The organism is Paenibacillus sp. B1-35 (genome assembly GCF_050474385.1).
Classification (GTDB): Bacteria; Bacillota; Bacilli; order Paenibacillales; family Paenibacillaceae; genus Paenibacillus_B; species Paenibacillus_B alvei.
Window position 1 is genome coordinate 115,825 of sequence record NZ_JBCHVJ010000001.1, and the last position, 15,560, is coordinate 131,384.

Here is a 15,560-nt window from a genome sequence, read left to right on the forward strand (position 1 = left end):
GTGGTAACGCGGATCAAATCCGTCCCTTTTGAGGGACGGTTTTTTTGTTGTATGGGGATAACTCTTTAATATATGTATAAGAAGTCTAGGGGGAGTAAAAGATGAAGTCATTGTCGAGAACCCACGTATTTTTCGTGGGACTCATGCTCTTTTCATTATTTTTTGGAGCAGGGAATTTAATATTTCCGCCAATCTTAGGGCAGCAGGCGGGAGATCATTTCGTATATGCGATAGCAGGTTTCATCTTGACTGGTGTGGGACTGCCATTGTTGACGGTAATCGCAATCGCCTTGTCGGGACGTGATATGCAACATCTAGCCGGAAGGGTACATCCGAAGTTCGGCATATTATTCGCCGTTATCGTCTATTTGTCGATTGGTCCATCGATGGGTATTCCACGCGTTGCCAACGTTGCATTTGAAATGGGGATGCGCTCCTTTGTGCCCGAATCACTCCAATCAAGCAATTGGGTCTTATTGGCTTACACATTTGTTTTTTTCTGTGTCGTATATTGGTTATGCTTGAATCCTTCTAAGCTGGTTGTGAGAGTAGGGAATATATTAACGCCCCTGCTGTTGATCTCGATCGCAATCATGTTTATCGCAGCGATGATGGGTCCGCTTGGGGAAGTGCAGCCTGCAATCAAGGAATATGCGACTTCACCAGGATTCAAAGGATTTATGGAAGGCTATTTAACGATGGATACGATTGCTGCATTGGCTTTCGGCATTATTGTGCTGAATGCGATTCGTGATCAAGGTGTTAAGGATAAACAAGCGATTACGAAAGCAGCGATACAAGCAGCTATTATTGCAGGGATCGGGTTGTCTTTGGTTTATGCGGCACTCGGATTTTTGGGGGTAACCAGTGTTACCGCGCACGGATACGCGCAAAATGGCGGGCAGCTTCTAACGTCAATCGTACAGCAGTTGTTCGGACAATATGGATTAATGCTATTGGCCGGTATTGTTACCCTTGCATGTCTCACCACTTGTATTGGACTAGTATCCGCGTGCAGTCAGTATTTTTCAACATTGATCCATCGACTGACTTATAACCAGATCGCATTTATCATTTGTGTGCTTGGATTATTGGTGGCGAATCTAGGTTTGAATAAGATTATTTCGATATCCATTCCAATTTTGCTTGTTATCTATCCAGTATCTATCGTTTTAATTATTTTGTCACTGGTGCATCGTTTGTTCGGCGGCCGTCGGTCTGTGTATGTTGGGGCGCTGCTAGGTACATTCTTAATCAGTATATTTGACGGGTTGAAGCAAGCTCATATTGAGTTTGACTCTATCATGCCGTGGCTGAAGCAGATTCCGCTGTACAATGAGGGAATTGGATGGTTGGTTCCAGCCATTGCAGGCGGGATCCTCGGCTATCTGCTGGGGTTGATATGGCAGGAAGAACGAAATGAGCCATACATTACAGAAAAATAAAGATAGATAAATGTGAAGCTAAGTCGACATGATATGTCCGCTTAGCTTCTTTACATCCATCCAATTGTATGAAATAATTGGTAGTGGTTGGTGAAAGATGTCAAGGAGTTGATACTGTGAACACTCAAGAAGTGATGGCTGCATTGCCGCATCGATATCCCTTTCTTATGATTGATCGCGTTACTCATATAGAGGAGGGGAAGTCAGCTCATGGCTACAAGCATATTACCCATAATGAATGGTTCATATCCGCTGCTATGCCCTTTATGCCAGACACGCTCATTATTGAAGCACTTGCTCAATTAGGCGCATTTACAGCGATTCATCGTCAGCCGGGGAGCTTAGGACTCTTGTCTTCCTTGAAGGGGGTTGAATCACTCGGACGAGCATATGCGGGTGACAAGCTGGATCTGACATATGAGGTGCTGCGAAGCAAAAAGGGATTTACGATTGGCAAAGGCGAGGCATCTGTTGAAGGACGAGTCATTCTGAGAGCGGATGAAATTATGATTTATTCACAAGTTGAATAACGAACATGACTGTTGACTTATTTATATGTTTTATTTGCTGAAGTGATACATAGCAAAGAGTCGTCCGAGGGATTCCTTGGACGACTCTTTTTGTAATGCTCAACGATACAATTACTTATTTTACATCCCATAATGCTGGAACATTAGGCGGCTCCCAGCCAGCTATTGCGGTATGAGGCTGACGGCATTCGTAGACTGTGCCATTGAAAGTAACTTTGTCGCCAACCGCATAAGCTTTATTTACTTCCCAAGGAGCTACAGCAGGTGCATCAGCAGTTGTAGCAGAAATAGCATTGCTGTCGGCAGACACATTGCCAGCAGCATCGAATGCGCGAACCGTAAACGTATACGTTGTCTTCGGGCTCAAGCCTGTAACCACATAATCCGTAGTCGTTCCTGATACAGTAGCAACTAATGTTGTACCGCTATAAATGCGGTAACCGGCGACGCCAACATTATCCGTTGATGGGCTCCACATCAGTGATACGGAAGTGGATGTTGGTGTACCCATTACATGCAAGTTTTTTGGTGCAGTTGGCGGCTCGTTATCAATAGGAACCGTTGGTGTGGTAACACTTACTGCATTGCTTGCAGCAGATTGGTTGCCAGCAGCATCCAACGCCTTCACGGTAAATGTGTATGCTGTATTGGAGGTGAGACCGTTTACCGTATAGGTGAGTGTAGAGCCTGAAACCGTTCCTACAAGAGAACTTCCATTGTAAATATTGTAACCGGTTACACCAACGTTGTCAGAAGAAGCATCCCATTTCAAGGACACGCTTGTTGCCGTTGTTGTCGTTACTGCCAAGTTTGCTGGAGCAGTAGGAGGCTGGTTGTCACCAGGGTTCGAACCGCCGAAGTTAACGTCGATAACATTATAGAAAGCGTTCGCAGTATCGGCAATCTCCCATACTGCGAGGATGACATGATATCCTGTACGGTTCGGTACATTACAAGTATCCGAATACGTGAATGGCGGGCGAACGCCTCCATAATTAACGCTGCAGAATGGTGTTAAATCGAAGGAATCGCGAGTCAGCTTTGCGTTAGCGTTCCAATTTTCCTTCGTAATATAGTATTTCCAGCTTGTTGTTGCATGAGCTGCGGTTAGTTTCCAGTTGAACGTGTTTTGTCCAGGAGTGATGTTGACCTTCGTCCAGCGAGTGGCGGATTGCTCATCCAGTTCAGGGAAGGCGCCGTTAGCGCTTGCAATTTTGCCGTCCGCAGGGCCAGCACTCGGAAATCCCTTAAGCGCTTCCAAACTTTGCGGCTCATATTGGACAGCTCCGCAGTTTTTATTCTGACCTGTTTTACACAAAGCAGCTCTACTTGCTGGCCCCTCGACATAGCCATGACCAAAGGCTTTATCAGCAAAAAGCACCATACAAATAACGGTTACGAGCATTGCGCCAAGACCGACAAACAGCTTCATTGTTATGGGGTTGGACATGCGCAGTTGATTCACACTATCTACCTCCTAAGAATAATGGGGATCTCGCGAAAACCATTCAAAATGAAAAGTTAAACCCTTTAAACTTGAACATCGGCCTCCTTTCCTTATTAGGTTGTCAAAAAAAACAGGGAGCTCCTAGATGACGCTATGAATATAGCTTCTAGCAACTCTTTTTATATAAACTCAATAGAGTTCATATACGAAGCAAAAATCAGCCAAAGTAATGAAGGAATACAGGAAAATGATTAGTGATAAAGCGGGATTCTTGAGCTAGCACATTCGTGGTTGAGATATAGAAGGGAGACATGTTGTGGAATCTTGGTGTCGTTATTTGTCTCTATCATACTTGAAAGTGTGAATAAAGTGTGAACGAAATATTTTAATTAGATTGCACTTGTTATTATAAAAATTAATTAAACCGCATTAACTTTTGAGGGATGAACAGGGATCGAAGCGTGGTTCATACGTATAAATAAGTAAGAAGGATGCGCCATCCTTTATCGTGAAGAGGCATACATCCTTCTTAGGGCAATGCTGTGTGATGTGATTAGCTTGAAAAGTCACCATTATCATGATTGATTTGCCATTGAATGCCGAATTTATCCGTCAAGTTGCCGTAGGCTTTGCTCCAGAATGTTTCTTGAAGCTCCATGCCTACTTGTCCGCCTTCCTTAAGTTTGTTGAAGATGGATGTCAATTTATCGACATCTGTGTCAACAATGGAAAGAGTGATATTATTGCCAGCTTGGAACGGCATGCCCGGGCATACGTCAGAAAACATCACGATGGTTCCCTGGATGTTCAGTCGTGTGTGCATGACCAAATTATCGGCCTCCTCAGGAAGAGGGTTGGATGGATCTGATGGTGTGTCCCCAAATGTCATGATGTGAGGCTTGTCTAGCCCGAACACTTCGGCATAGTACTCGACTGCCTCACGGCAGTTGCCGTTGAAGTTGAGATAAGGATGGATGGACATGGTTGGCTTCACTCCTTAATTGGTTTACTGTTTGTCCAGGGGACAATCAGGCCTTGTGCATACTAGCATTATTGTCGTTTCACAGTTCATTATACATGCAAAAGATTTTCGGTTTTCTTAAATTTTATCTATATTTTTATAGAGTTCATCGTTTTAAAGATAAGGCATACTATCACAGGAAAGTCATTTTAACGAAGATGCTATTCTTGCCTATAACATGGGTTATGGAGAAGATTGAGCATTGTTTAAACAGGGTTCCAAGTGGGATATATTGGAGAAAATGAAATGTATAAGGTGGTATATAACACTTTTACATACCAAGGAAGGATTGATTTCTTTATGACAGAACCGATTGCAGTGCCCGATCTCTCATCAAGACCTTATCGGCTTACGGTGGAACGTGAGATGCAGAACCCTCCAGCAGTTTTATACGAAGCATGGACACGGCTGATTGATCACTGGTTCGCGGAACCGGGGAGCGTAATAATGAAGGGAGAGGTGAATTCGGTTTTTTATTTTGAAACCGTATACCGACCAGACTCCATGCTTGTGGTTGAGCGCCATCCGCATTATGGGAGATTTTTGCGACTCGAACAGGATCGGCTAGTAGAACTGACATGGGTAACAGGGAATGGGGGGACGAAGGGAGCCGAGACGGTGGTAACCGTTGGTCTGCATCCCTTTGGCAAAGGAACGAAGCTAAGCCTAACGCATGCTGGTTTTCCAGACGAAGTCTCCAAAAATCAACATGAGCAAGCATGGCCATTGGTACTAGAACAGCTTGACAGGCGTATGAAGATCGCTGAATGAGAGCAATTGCTAGCCCTTGCCATAATCGTCGCAGTTTCATGAATATACAGGAACAACATCCTAACGAATTTTGGCGTGGGATCATAAGTTGATGTTCTGTTTGCCTTCGAACTGGTCTGCGGGTGCTGGATGCAATCCAACATCCTCTATCGCTTCTTGCTTCATCATCGCTTGAATGCTTTGCCGAAGCAGGTCTTGATTGTCCTGAAAATGAAGTAGAGCGATTCATATCGGTCCTCGCAATGCTGTCCTGTACGGTTAAAGGTACTTGAGGATGGCACCGAGCAGCTCATAATTCGAAAATGCAGTTTTCATAAAGTTAAAGCGTTTATCGATTGACAGGATATGGTTTACGTACTAGTATAAAAAACAACCTCAATGATAATACAAACTACCTTTTGACCACTACGATTTGCTTTTCAACTAGATTTACTAACCGTTATAAATTGCTTTTCATTTCGACACATCAATGATAAGACAGAGCAAAGTTCACATCTTATGCGTAGGAGGAATCGAATATGGAACACACAACAATTCCAGATTTCTTAGAAAGCAAACAGGAGCAATGGGACGAGGAGTATAAATCTAATGTATGGAGTTATTTGTCGGATATTACGGAATACGCTCGATATTCGGTGGTGTATGGGTATATAAGGAAATTTATCGGAGAAGAGGGCATCCTGGATATGGGCTGTGGTACTGGCATCCTGTTCGATATGCTCCTTGAGAGTGAAAAGGAAGGATACACAGGGGTTGATCTGTCACAGGAAGCAATCAAGCTGGCATCAGCCAAAACATCGCAGGACATATTCCATTGTGGAGATATTAATCATTATGTACCTGCTAAACAATATGATGTCATTGTATTCAACGAATCATTGCACTACGTGCCTAACACGGCCAACAAGCTGCTAGAGTATTCGAACTATGTAACTTCGAGTGGTGTAATCATTTCTTCCTTATATTCACATAAAAATACGGAAGATCCTGCATTCGCCATCATTGAAAATAAAATCGCTGAAATCGAGCAGTGCGGCTTCTTTGAAGTGATGGATAAAGTTAGCCTCTTCAATCATAATGCTGGGTTGAAGTGGTATATTCATTTGTTAAAACGCAAACAAACCAAGCCATAAAGGAGAATGCGAATATCATAGTGCGGGAAGCCGTCGCAAAGTTCTCGAAGGACTTGGCAGACGGCTCTCTGTATTGTTTCAGTCAATAACAGATATTTACAATTTATTTCTTGACAACAGACTCGTAAGGATAAAATGTTAGTGAAGTTCATGCTGTTATCGATTTGAGGTTCCAAGTTCTTTCAAAAATAATATTGTTGACAGATTTATCTTTTCAACTTTATTATTTTTGGTAACAAATCTACTAATTCAGTGGAGCATGCTTATGTGGTTTCTGTTGCTGAGGGAAGCGATTGTCTCGGCGGTGGCACAGCTTTGGAACAATGGTTTCCTTGAAGCTCTAAAAAGTAATATTCTTCATATTCTTCGATTGTCAAATTAATGACCCTCTTTCATATAATATCACCGCTTCTATCATGCTTGAAGGGATAGACGAAATTCGGTTAGAACAAGCGCTGCATCTCTTTATTGGAGAACAGGATGCACTACGATGCGGTTTGATATTATTGATGATTTGCCTCTCCTAGTTGTCCATATCGAATCGACTATCATATGACGAAGCCGGACTTCTCGCGTGATCCTAAGTAGGAAGTACGATTGAAGCAGCAAATTATGCAGGAAATAAGTTGAGCATTTGGCCTCACATCGGCTCCGCTCTTTCACGTCAGCTTGATTAAGCGTTCTCACCATACCTTCCTACCTTACATAAGAACCTCACACGATTATTGACATTTTCCAAAACAAATCATTTAAGCACTTACAGGCTGCTCAACAACATCGGTTACACCGCATTTGTCTCTCAGTCGCTCATCCTTGGCGAATGTATATCGCCGTAGCTGGCAGGATTATCAAGCTCCTGAATGAGGGTTGCTATTTATCCGAGGAAGGCGTGTGTTCTTTCTTGACAATTGCCGGCCATTTGATGATAGGGCTAGAGGCACCGTCTTTTCAAATATCCATTCGAGCCAACTTCTCATTGAATTTACAAATCATGGAGAGGAGAGTGAAGATGAACAAGGAAGAGATCGTGGCTTTATGAAAGCGGAGATTGCGACGATCTTCAGTCAGGAGCCGGATGTTAGTTCAGACGCTAAAAACATCAAAACAACATGGCATGAGGAAGAAAGTTAGGATGTCATGAATGGGTTGAAAAAGTGGATAACGTTTGGCGACATTGCCGATGTGTTCCTCGTTGTTGCATCGAATTAAGGCAAGAGCACCGTTTTTTCCTCGTCGAACGTTCTTACGTCGGTGTTGAAACGAAAGCAATAGTAGGGCTTATGGCATCACGAGCGACCCATCTTGCAGAAATTCATTTGCGAAACGTCATAGTTCCGAAATCACATGTAATTGGGAAACTGAACTTTGGCTTCGAATATGTCGTATCGAATGCTTTGGACAATGGCCGATACAGTATAGCATGGGCAGAAGTTGGCATCGCACAAGAGGGAGTGGATGCGATGGTATCCTACTCCCGTATTCGTAACCAATTCGTTACGACATAATTACAAGCGAAGTCTATTATTCTAATAAGAGGTCCGTATGAGTGAGAAAACAGAATGGAAGTGCGTTGTGTGGGACTTGGATAATACGCTGTGGGATGGAGTGCTGGTGGAGTCGGCCAACGTCCAACTGAAGCCGGGCATTCGTGAAATTATCGAGACACTCGATCGCCGAGGAATTCTGCAATCCATTGCCAGTAAAAACGATTATGACTTGGCCATGGCCAAACTGAAAGAATTGAGATTGGATAATTATTTCCTCTATCCCGAAATTCATTGGAGCGCCAAATCGACCTCACTTGCTGAGATCCAGAAAAATATTAATATTGGCATGGACACAATCCTCTTCATTGACGATCAACCATTTGAATTGGAAGAAGTAAAAAATGTACATGACAGCGTTCACTGCATAAATGCGGATCAAACTCACACGCTATTATCACTTCCAGGCTTGTACCCGCGATTTATTACCGTTGACTCTGCAAGGAGACGCAAATTATATCAGGCAGATTATGCACGTAAGCTGGCAGAACGCGAGTATGAGGGCCCGTCGGAGGCTTTTCTTGCTACGCTTTCTATGAAGTTCACCATCTATCCTGCGCAGGAAGAGGATTTGCAGCGGGCCGAAGAATTGACAGTCCGCACGAATCAATTGAACGCCACAGGAAGAACATTCAGCTATGAAGAGCTGGACACGTTGCGGAAATCTCCTTATCATCGGCTATTAGTCTGTCAATTGGAAGATAAGTATGGTGATTACGGGAAGATCGGGCTGGCCTTGATTCATATGCTGGACACTCATTGGAAGCTTGAGATGCTGCTGATGTCCTGCCGCGTCGTATCCCGAGGCGTAGGAACTGTGCTGCTCAGTTACATTTTACAAGAGGCTCGAAAACATCAGATACCGCTGTTGGCTGATTTTACAGAAACGGGACGCAACCGCATGATGTACATCAGCTATCGCTTTGCTGGTTTCCGCGAGAAATCATCAGATGGGCAAGGCAACTATGTCTTGGAGCATGATTTAATCAATATTCAAGACTTTCCCCCGTATATTGAAGTCCAATTGCTGAATTGCGAAGGAGGATACTATGAACTATCAAACTGAAATCAGAAGATTCATTCATCAAAACTTGTCCATTAGCGAAGAAAATATTAATTTTTCGGATGACGACAATTATTTTCAATTAGGGTTTGTCAACTCACTGTTTGCAATGAAACTTGTAAACTTCGTGGAGCAGAAGTTCGAAATTGAAGTTGAGAATGATGATCTGGATTTGGAAAACTTCAGCACGATCAATAACTTGATAGCCTTGATTCATAAAAAGGTTAGCTTATAAAGTAACTTCCCCTTCAAACATCCAATTAATCGCCAAGCTTTATTTGCGTACATGGGGATCGGGCGCAGCGTATACGGGCGGTTTGTGGTAATCTAAGGATATGGTACGGAAATATGAAGGCATGATCCGTTATCTGCAGCAAGAAAAAGACGTGAAGCGCATTTGCTCAAAAACATCAACATGATGGATAATATTAAATGTCAGCATATGTGCTAGGCTAGTTAACAAAAATGGGATTCAAGTAAGTGGGAATCTAGGCGGGATAGGTGATTAGCATAACGAAGATTGCAGTATTTCGCATACCGGAGCAGGTTCGACCAGAGGATTATGAATATTTCCTAGGCAAGGTTGCACCGCAGCGCAGAGATCAAGTTAAAAGGTTTAAGTTCATTCAAGACTCATATCGTTCTCTTTTTGGCGAGGCTTTAGTAAGAGCAATTTTGTGCAAAGATTATGGCTATACGAATTCAGACATACGATTTGAGCACAATGAGTATGGCAAACCGCATGTCGTAGGAAATGATGATTTTTCCTATAACATTTCGCATTCTGGATGCTGGGTGATGATGATATGGGGACATGGAGTGCTCGGCATTGATGTAGAGCAGGTACAGCAGATTGATCTTTCAATAGCAAATCGTTTTTTCTCTGTGCTAGAAACAGAATCCCTCATGCAGAAATCAGAAGGGGAGAGGCTGAATTATTTCTACACGCAGTGGACGTTAAAGGAGAGCTACATCAAAGCAGCGGGAAAAGGTTTATCCATACCGCTGGATTCCTTCTCTATCTTGGAGAATAGTGAGGGGAAATTTGTATTGAACCCGGATGGGGAGCCTGTGTGCTTCCATACGTACGAGCTGGATCACGGCTATAAAGTCGCTGCTTGTACTCATATTGATGCGATTTCACCCTCTATCACATTTGTAACGATGGATGAGATGCGAGATTGGATCCGGTAAAAATGTGATGATAGATAATGAAAAATGAGCCGTCATCTAGTTCGGAAGCAGAACTTGAAGTGACGGCTTTTCATTTTGAGTTTATCGTTTATATATTTGACGATACCGGGCGGGTGTAATTCGTTCAAACTTCTTGAATGACTTAATGAAGTAGCTTGGCTCACTGAAGCCGAGCTCGTTGCTAATTTGCGAGATGGACAGATCGGTCGTCTCCAAGATTTGCTTCGCCCATTCTATCTTTAGGTGTGGGATGAAGACAGAGAAGTTCTCACCGGTTTCCTTTGTAAAAATACGACTGAAATAGCTGGGACTTACGTGACAAAGAGCTGCCATATCCGCTAGTTTTACATTCTCGCTTTTATGAGCATATATATAATCGAATGCGGGCTGAAGAATGGAATTGGAAGCTAGCTTCTGCTGATTTTTCATCTTGTTGATTTGATTGTCAATCAGTGTGTTGTCCAATTCCGATTTAAACGATTGGATGCTTCGGTAGCTGTGATCCGCCAAAAAGCTAGGTGTCGAATGACCACTCGCTAGTGCCTGACGGTACATATCAATGGTCGTATTTTTCGCAATCGCTTCCTCGACAATGTAATTGCATAAATGATAGAGCATTTCAGAAATGGTGACGACTTCATCATAGGATAATACTGGCAAATCACTGTATTCCGGTTCCAGCTTCATAAACTTGCGATTTGAATCCGCATTGGCTGGACGGGATACAATCTGTTCAAGCTCCAGCGGATTGTCGCGCAGCTTCACTTGTCCCGCCATAACTGCCCCCATGTACTGATTATTGACGATGATAGGTATGGCGATATCGACAATGTTAAAATGGCATAAATAAATATAGGGTTTATTCAACCGTACAGCCTCTAGTCCGCCTCGCGCGTCACACTTCTGGCAGTATTGCGATAACGATTCGTCTTGCCGAATGGCTTTGCAGAAGCTTTGGCAATGGCTATGCGCTGTAACGGGAACTCCCTTGTAGTCGGTCGTAATAACGGCCATCTTCGTAACCAAGGAAAGCGAATCCTGCAGCTTCTGCCATTTCTCCATATCAATAATGCTTTCCAAGCTAAATCGTGTACTCATGATGGTTCATTCTCCTTTTGTCCGCTTGGCCTCATTATACATAATATTCTCATCCGAGGACAAGATAATACCATTTTGCAGGAGGAGGATAAGATAATCCGATATGATAGCGCTTTATTTGGCAACAATAGTTCCATGATCTTGTTCTTAGACGAAGTTATAATAAAGATGTTCAAACACACAGAGGAGGCATACAATCATGAGAAAAGCGTTTATCAGTCCAGCAAAATATGTGCAAGGTGAAGATGAACTATACAATTTGGGTTATTTCATCAGAACATTCGGAGATTCTGCTCTTCTAATTGCTCATCCTGACGATGTGCAGCGTGTAAAGAATAAGCTTGAACATACAATGAATAAATATAACGTCACCTTAGTTGAGAGCGGTTTCACAGGAGAATGCTCGCGTCAAGAAGTTAAGCGGTTGCAATTGCTTGCGATTGAGCATAATTGTTCTTGTACAATCGGTCTTGGCGGAGGTAAAGCAATTGATACCGCGAAGTGTGTAGCGGAAGGTGATGCATTGATTATTGTCCCTACGATTGCTGCAACCGATGCGCCTACAAGCCATTCCGCGGTTATGTACACGCCTGAAGGCGAATTTGATGACTATGCTTACTTTAAGCAAAGTCCAAGTGTAGTCATGATTGATACAACGGTTATTGCCAATGCGCCTACTCGCTTTCTCGTGGCAGGCATGGGGGATGCGCTTTCCACATATTTTGAGGCACGGGCAACGGCAAGTTCTTATTCAAACGTGAATGCAGGGCTGCCTTGCGGCGCAATGGCTGGAGTCGGGCCTGCCAAGGGTACAAAAGCAGCACTTGCTCTCGCCAAGCTTTGCTATGAGACACTGTTGGAAGATGGCGCAAAAGCAAAGATGGCCTGTGATGCGAACTTGGTCACGCCAGCACTGGAGAATATTGTGGAAACAAATATTTTGTTGTCCGGTTTAGGATTTGAAAGTAGCGGCTTGGCAGCAGCTCATGCCATCCACAATGGGTTAACGTCACTTGAAGGCACTCACTCTTATATGCATGGGGAGAAGGTAGCCTTTACAACCTTGGTGCAGTTGGTTCTTGAAAATGCAAGTGCGGCAGAAATCAACGAGGTATTGAAGTTCTGTGTCAGCATCGGACTTCCGGTATGCTTGGCCGATCTCGGTGTAACAACCGTTACGAATGAAGAATTACTAGCCGTAGCTCAGAAGTCGTGTATTCCTGAGGAATCTATTCACTCCATGCCATTCCCGGTAACCGAAGAGATGGTTGTATCCGCGATTCGAGTGGCCGACCTTATGGGGCAACAATTCAAAGCAAAGGGTGAATAACCGATGAAGAAGATTATGAATCAACCAGAAACATTAGTGCGAGAAATGTGTAACGGTATGGTACTTGCACACCCGGAGCTGGAATTCATTAGTAAATATAAGATTATGAAGAAAAAAAACGTGAATCGCGACAAAGTCACGTTGATTAGCGGTGGAGGAAGCGGTCATGAACCAGCGCATGCTGGCTTTGTAGGCCAAGGCATGCTTGATGTAGCGGTGTGCGGGGATGTATTTGCTTCTCCATCTCAAATCCAAGTCTACCAAGCGTTGAAGGCTTCCGCGAGCAAGAAGGGAACGCTGCTCATTATTAAGAACTACAGCGGCGACATCATGAACTTCAAAAATGCTGCCCACTTGGCGGGTGAAGACGGGATCAAGGTTGACTATGTTAAGGTGGACGACGATATTGCGGTTGAGGACAGTCTGTACACGGTCGGACGCAGGGGTGTAGCGGGTACGGTGCTCGTTCATAAAATTGCCGGCGCTGCCGCGGAAGAGGGCTTGGAGCTTGCAGAAGTGAAGGCAATTGCCCAGCATGCGATTGATCATACAAGAAGCATCGGTTTTGCGCTTACCTCCTGTACGGTTCCTGCAAAGGGCACGCCTACATTTGAACTGAATGACGATGAAATCGAGTATGGTGTTGGGATACACGGCGAGCCGGGAATTCGCAGAGAGAAAATCGCGTCTGCCGATGAATTGGCTCACAAAATGGTGGCGGATTTGTTCCGTGATATGAAAATTTCGGAGGGTTCCCAGCAGGAGCTTGCCGTGTTGATTAACGGATTTGGCGGATCACCGCTGCAAGAATTGTACTTGTTCGCAAATGCAGTGGTTCGTGAGATTCAACGCCAGAACGTAACTGTGATGAAGGTGTTGGTTGGCAATTACATGACAAGCATCGACATGGCTGGAGCATCTGTGTCTTTCATGCGCTTGGATGAGCAATTGAAGCATTATCTGGCAGCAAGTTGTGATACGCCAGCGCTGCAGCTTCATGGTGAATTGCACCCGATTACAGTCGAGAAACAGCAAGGGGATACAGTTGTGGATCGTGAAGTATCTTATCAGAGTGAAACGAATCCAGCGTATGCGAAAACGGAAAAGGACACTTTCTCACTTCACAACCTTATCTTCCTGACAGACAAAATGAGCGAAATCATCATTCAGAACGAAGTTCCGTTCTGCGAGTTGGATGCACATGCAGGCGATGGTGACTTCGGAATGAGTGTAGCGAAGGGTTTCAAGCAATTGAAGAGAGAATGGCATGAGATAATGAATCACCATTCGAACAATATTGGCGAATTCCTGCATGCATGCTCATTAGTCATTATGGAGCACTGCGGCGGCGCATCTGGTCCTATTTGGGGCTCGGCATTCCGCGCTGCAAGCAAATTTGCCGGAGACCGAACTGAACTGTCTATTCCTGAATTTGCACAAATGATGCAGGCGGTTGTGAAAGGCATTCAAGACACGGGGGAACGTTCCTTCGGAAGAGGTGCTGTAGTTGGCGATAAAACATTGGTAGACGCACTAGCGCCATTCGCTGATGCATGGGTGCAAAGTGCGGCTAATGGAGACGGACTAAAGCTCGCTGCGGCTAAGGCTGCGGAAGCTGCTGTTCAGGGTGCTAAGCATACCGAAACAATTGTTGCACGAATGGGAAGAGCAGGCACGGTTGGCGAGCGCAGTATCGGCTATCCAGATGCAGGAGCGTATGCGTTGGGTGTCATCTTCACAGAGCTAGCCCAAGTCATCGAATAAGAATCGTATGATATAGATTTATTTTAACATAGCTATAATTGGTGTAGTAAGCCGGAGCACAACTGTATTGTGCTTCGGTTTTTTTATATGGAAAAATATATCTAAAATAGCATTATGTTTAAAATGATCTGATTCAGCATCCGTGATAGGATCGGAAACGTAATACAAAACAAGCCGAAGCTCAACAGAGCGCGGGGGAACCACACATTGGGGTGAAGTCGTATAACGACAGGGGAGTCCGCTTTGACCCGAACCCGACAGCTAACCTCGCAGGCTGCAAAGGGAGAGATGTACAGGATGAATAACACATTTAAGAAAGTCGTACTTACAGGTGCAATTGCATTGGCACCAATTATGGCAGCGAATTCAGCAATGGCTGCACCAATGAAGCCTATGCAAGTATCGAATCCGTTGAACCAAAATTGCTCGAACGTCATTAATACGAACGTCATTCATGTGAACAAGGTTTTCCAAAATAAACAGGAATTGAAGCAATATTTGACGAAATGGGTCGAAGAGTTTCAAAAACAAGTTCATAACACTAAACCTCCTGTTTATAAGCCAGCAAAGCCGGAAGGCAACAAGCCTGGGGTGGAAAAACCAGAGGTAGCAAAGCCAGAAGGAAATAAACCTTCGGCAGAAAAACCAGTAAATCCTGGCGAAAACAAACCTACAAAACCAGAAGAAAACAACAATGCGAACAGCGACTTTGCGAGCCAAGTTATTGACCTGGTGAACAAAGAACGCGCCAATGCAGGCTTGCAGCCGTTGAAATCCGATGCAGCATTGAATAAAGTAGCGATGATCAAAGCAAAAGATATGTACGATAATAACTACTTTAGCCATCAATCCCCTACACTTGGCTCTCCATTTGATTTGATGAGAGCACAAGGCATTAACTACAACACTGCTGGCGAGAATATTGCAAAAGGTCAACGTACGCCGCAAGAAGTTATGAATGCGTGGATGAACAGCGACGGCCATCGCAAGAACATTATGAGCTCCAGCTTCACATCCATCGGTGTTGCTTACTACAATGGCGTTTGGGTGCAAGCATTCACAGGCTAATTATCGAATTTGGAATTATATATTAGTCATAGAACCTGCAGAGGAATCTGCAGGTTCTTTTATGTTCGAAGAATGTTTGCAGAGCTTCGTCTGAGGAAATCCAGAATTCATGCTTGCAGCAATAATAAAACCCCTGAACGGAGAAATCCATT

At 44.0% G+C, this 15,560-nt stretch carries 14 protein-coding genes, 1 riboswitch and 1 other annotated feature (1 of these 16 running past the window's edge); of the genes, 11 read left to right on the forward strand and 3 right to left on the reverse strand.

The annotated features are described in order from the left end of the window. Positions 1-30, forward strand: a binding site (T-box leader); it begins 269 nt to the left of the window's first position. 71 nt (positions 31-101) lie between these two features. Next, positions 102-1,445, forward strand: coding sequence for a branched-chain amino acid transport system II carrier protein (gene brnQ, locus ACQ5BJ_RS00620; protein WP_268600268.1), 1,344 nt, complete (start codon positions 102-104; stop codon positions 1,443-1,445). A 116-nt stretch (positions 1,446-1,561) separates the two neighbouring features. Then, positions 1,562-1,975 (forward strand): 3-hydroxyacyl-ACP dehydratase FabZ family protein, encoded by a 414-nt coding sequence (locus ACQ5BJ_RS00625; protein ID WP_005549633.1) that lies wholly within the window; start codon positions 1,562-1,564, stop codon positions 1,973-1,975. A gap of 115 nt (positions 1,976-2,090) precedes the next feature. Here ACQ5BJ_RS00625 and ACQ5BJ_RS00630 read toward each other — a convergent pair whose 3' ends face one another. Beyond that, positions 2,091-3,440 carry a lytic polysaccharide monooxygenase gene (locus tag ACQ5BJ_RS00630; RefSeq protein ID WP_268600269.1) on the reverse strand — a complete coding sequence of 450 codons (1,350 nt, stop codon included), beginning with the start codon at positions 3,438-3,440 and terminating at the stop codon, positions 2,091-2,093. A 535-nt stretch (positions 3,441-3,975) separates the two neighbouring features. Beyond that, positions 3,976-4,404, reverse strand: a complete 429-nt coding sequence (locus ACQ5BJ_RS00635) for a VOC family protein (protein WP_289355309.1) — start codon at positions 4,402-4,404, stop codon at positions 3,976-3,978. A 339-nt stretch (positions 4,405-4,743) separates the two neighbouring features. On the opposite strand from ACQ5BJ_RS00635, the gene ACQ5BJ_RS00640 reads away from it, so the two are divergent. From ACQ5BJ_RS00640 to ACQ5BJ_RS00665, 6 genes are all read left to right on the forward strand, one after another. Next, on the forward strand, positions 4,744-5,214 hold the full coding sequence (locus ACQ5BJ_RS00640) for an SRPBCC family protein (protein ID WP_005549627.1): 471 nt from the start codon (positions 4,744-4,746) through the stop codon (positions 5,212-5,214). A 518-nt stretch (positions 5,215-5,732) separates the two neighbouring features. Further along, positions 5,733-6,347 carry a class I SAM-dependent methyltransferase gene (locus ACQ5BJ_RS00645; protein WP_005549625.1) on the forward strand — a complete coding sequence of 205 codons (615 nt, stop codon included), beginning with the start codon at positions 5,733-5,735 and terminating at the stop codon, positions 6,345-6,347. Positions 6,348-7,627: 1,280 nt separating this feature from the next. After that, on the forward strand, positions 7,628-7,852 hold the full coding sequence (locus tag ACQ5BJ_RS00650) for an acyl-CoA dehydrogenase family protein (protein ID WP_268619812.1): 225 nt from the start codon (positions 7,628-7,630) through the stop codon (positions 7,850-7,852). A gap of 37 nt (positions 7,853-7,889) precedes the next feature. Next, positions 7,890-8,957, forward strand: coding sequence for an HAD-IIIC family phosphatase (locus ACQ5BJ_RS00655; protein WP_430107825.1), 1,068 nt, complete (start codon positions 7,890-7,892; stop codon positions 8,955-8,957). Continuing rightward, complete coding sequence (locus ACQ5BJ_RS00660) at positions 8,941-9,189, forward strand: acyl carrier protein (RefSeq protein ID WP_005549619.1); 249 nt, start codon at positions 8,941-8,943, stop codon at positions 9,187-9,189. The genes ACQ5BJ_RS00655 and ACQ5BJ_RS00660 overlap by 17 nt, the downstream gene beginning before the upstream one ends. A gap of 266 nt (positions 9,190-9,455) precedes the next feature. Continuing rightward, positions 9,456-10,148 carry a 4'-phosphopantetheinyl transferase family protein gene (locus ACQ5BJ_RS00665; protein ID WP_005549618.1) on the forward strand — a complete coding sequence of 231 codons (693 nt, stop codon included), beginning with the start codon at positions 9,456-9,458 and terminating at the stop codon, positions 10,146-10,148. Between the two features lie 81 nt (positions 10,149-10,229). Here the strand turns inward: ACQ5BJ_RS00665 and ACQ5BJ_RS00670 are convergent, their stop codons facing one another. Next, a complete protein-coding gene (locus ACQ5BJ_RS00670) occupies positions 10,230-11,246 on the reverse strand; it encodes a PocR ligand-binding domain-containing protein (RefSeq protein ID WP_005549617.1) in 1,017 nt (338 codons plus the stop codon). Positions 11,247-11,445: 199 nt separating this feature from the next. On the opposite strand from ACQ5BJ_RS00670, the gene ACQ5BJ_RS00675 reads away from it, so the two are divergent. The 3 genes from ACQ5BJ_RS00675 (at position 11,446) to ACQ5BJ_RS00685 (ending at position 15,408) form a co-directional block, all read left to right on the forward strand. Further along, the gene (locus tag ACQ5BJ_RS00675; RefSeq protein ID WP_005549615.1) at positions 11,446-12,576 is read left to right on the forward strand and encodes a glycerol dehydrogenase; all 1,131 of its coding nucleotides are present in this window, start codon (positions 11,446-11,448) and stop codon (positions 12,574-12,576) included. A gap of 3 nt (positions 12,577-12,579) precedes the next feature. After that, positions 12,580-14,340 carry a dihydroxyacetone kinase subunit DhaK gene (gene dhaK, locus ACQ5BJ_RS00680; RefSeq protein ID WP_005549614.1) on the forward strand — a complete coding sequence of 587 codons (1,761 nt, stop codon included), beginning with the start codon at positions 12,580-12,582 and terminating at the stop codon, positions 14,338-14,340. 162 nt (positions 14,341-14,502) lie between these two features. Next, positions 14,503-14,631, forward strand: a riboswitch (cyclic di-AMP (ydaO/yuaA leader). 6 nt (positions 14,632-14,637) lie between these two features. Then, positions 14,638-15,408 carry a CAP domain-containing protein gene (locus ACQ5BJ_RS00685; RefSeq protein WP_040736364.1) on the forward strand — a complete coding sequence of 257 codons (771 nt, stop codon included), beginning with the start codon at positions 14,638-14,640 and terminating at the stop codon, positions 15,406-15,408. Positions 15,409-15,560 lie beyond the last annotated feature (152 nt).

Excerpts from the sequence above, each read along its gene's own strand:
- brnQ (WP_268600268.1), top strand. The coding sequence starts at position 102 with ATGAAGTCATTGTCGAGAACCCACGTATTTTTCGTGGGACTCATGCTC.
- ACQ5BJ_RS00635 (WP_289355309.1), bottom strand. The coding sequence starts at position 4,404 with ATGTCCATCCATCCTTATCTCAACTTCAACGGCAACTGCCGTGAGGCA.
- ACQ5BJ_RS00640 (WP_005549627.1), top strand. The coding sequence starts at position 4,744 with ATGACAGAACCGATTGCAGTGCCCGATCTCTCATCAAGACCTTATCGG.
- ACQ5BJ_RS00645 (WP_005549625.1), top strand. The coding sequence starts at position 5,733 with ATGGAACACACAACAATTCCAGATTTCTTAGAAAGCAAACAGGAGCAA.
- ACQ5BJ_RS00650 (WP_268619812.1), top strand. The coding sequence starts at position 7,628 with ATGGCATCACGAGCGACCCATCTTGCAGAAATTCATTTGCGAAACGTC.
- ACQ5BJ_RS00655 (WP_430107825.1), top strand. The coding sequence starts at position 7,890 with ATGAGTGAGAAAACAGAATGGAAGTGCGTTGTGTGGGACTTGGATAAT.
- ACQ5BJ_RS00660 (WP_005549619.1), top strand. The coding sequence starts at position 8,941 with ATGAACTATCAAACTGAAATCAGAAGATTCATTCATCAAAACTTGTCC.
- ACQ5BJ_RS00670 (WP_005549617.1), bottom strand. The coding sequence starts at position 11,246 with ATGAGTACACGATTTAGCTTGGAAAGCATTATTGATATGGAGAAATGG.
- ACQ5BJ_RS00675 (WP_005549615.1), top strand. The coding sequence starts at position 11,446 with ATGAGAAAAGCGTTTATCAGTCCAGCAAAATATGTGCAAGGTGAAGAT.
- dhaK (WP_005549614.1), top strand. The coding sequence starts at position 12,580 with ATGAAGAAGATTATGAATCAACCAGAAACATTAGTGCGAGAAATGTGT.
- ACQ5BJ_RS00685 (WP_040736364.1), top strand. The coding sequence starts at position 14,638 with ATGAATAACACATTTAAGAAAGTCGTACTTACAGGTGCAATTGCATTG.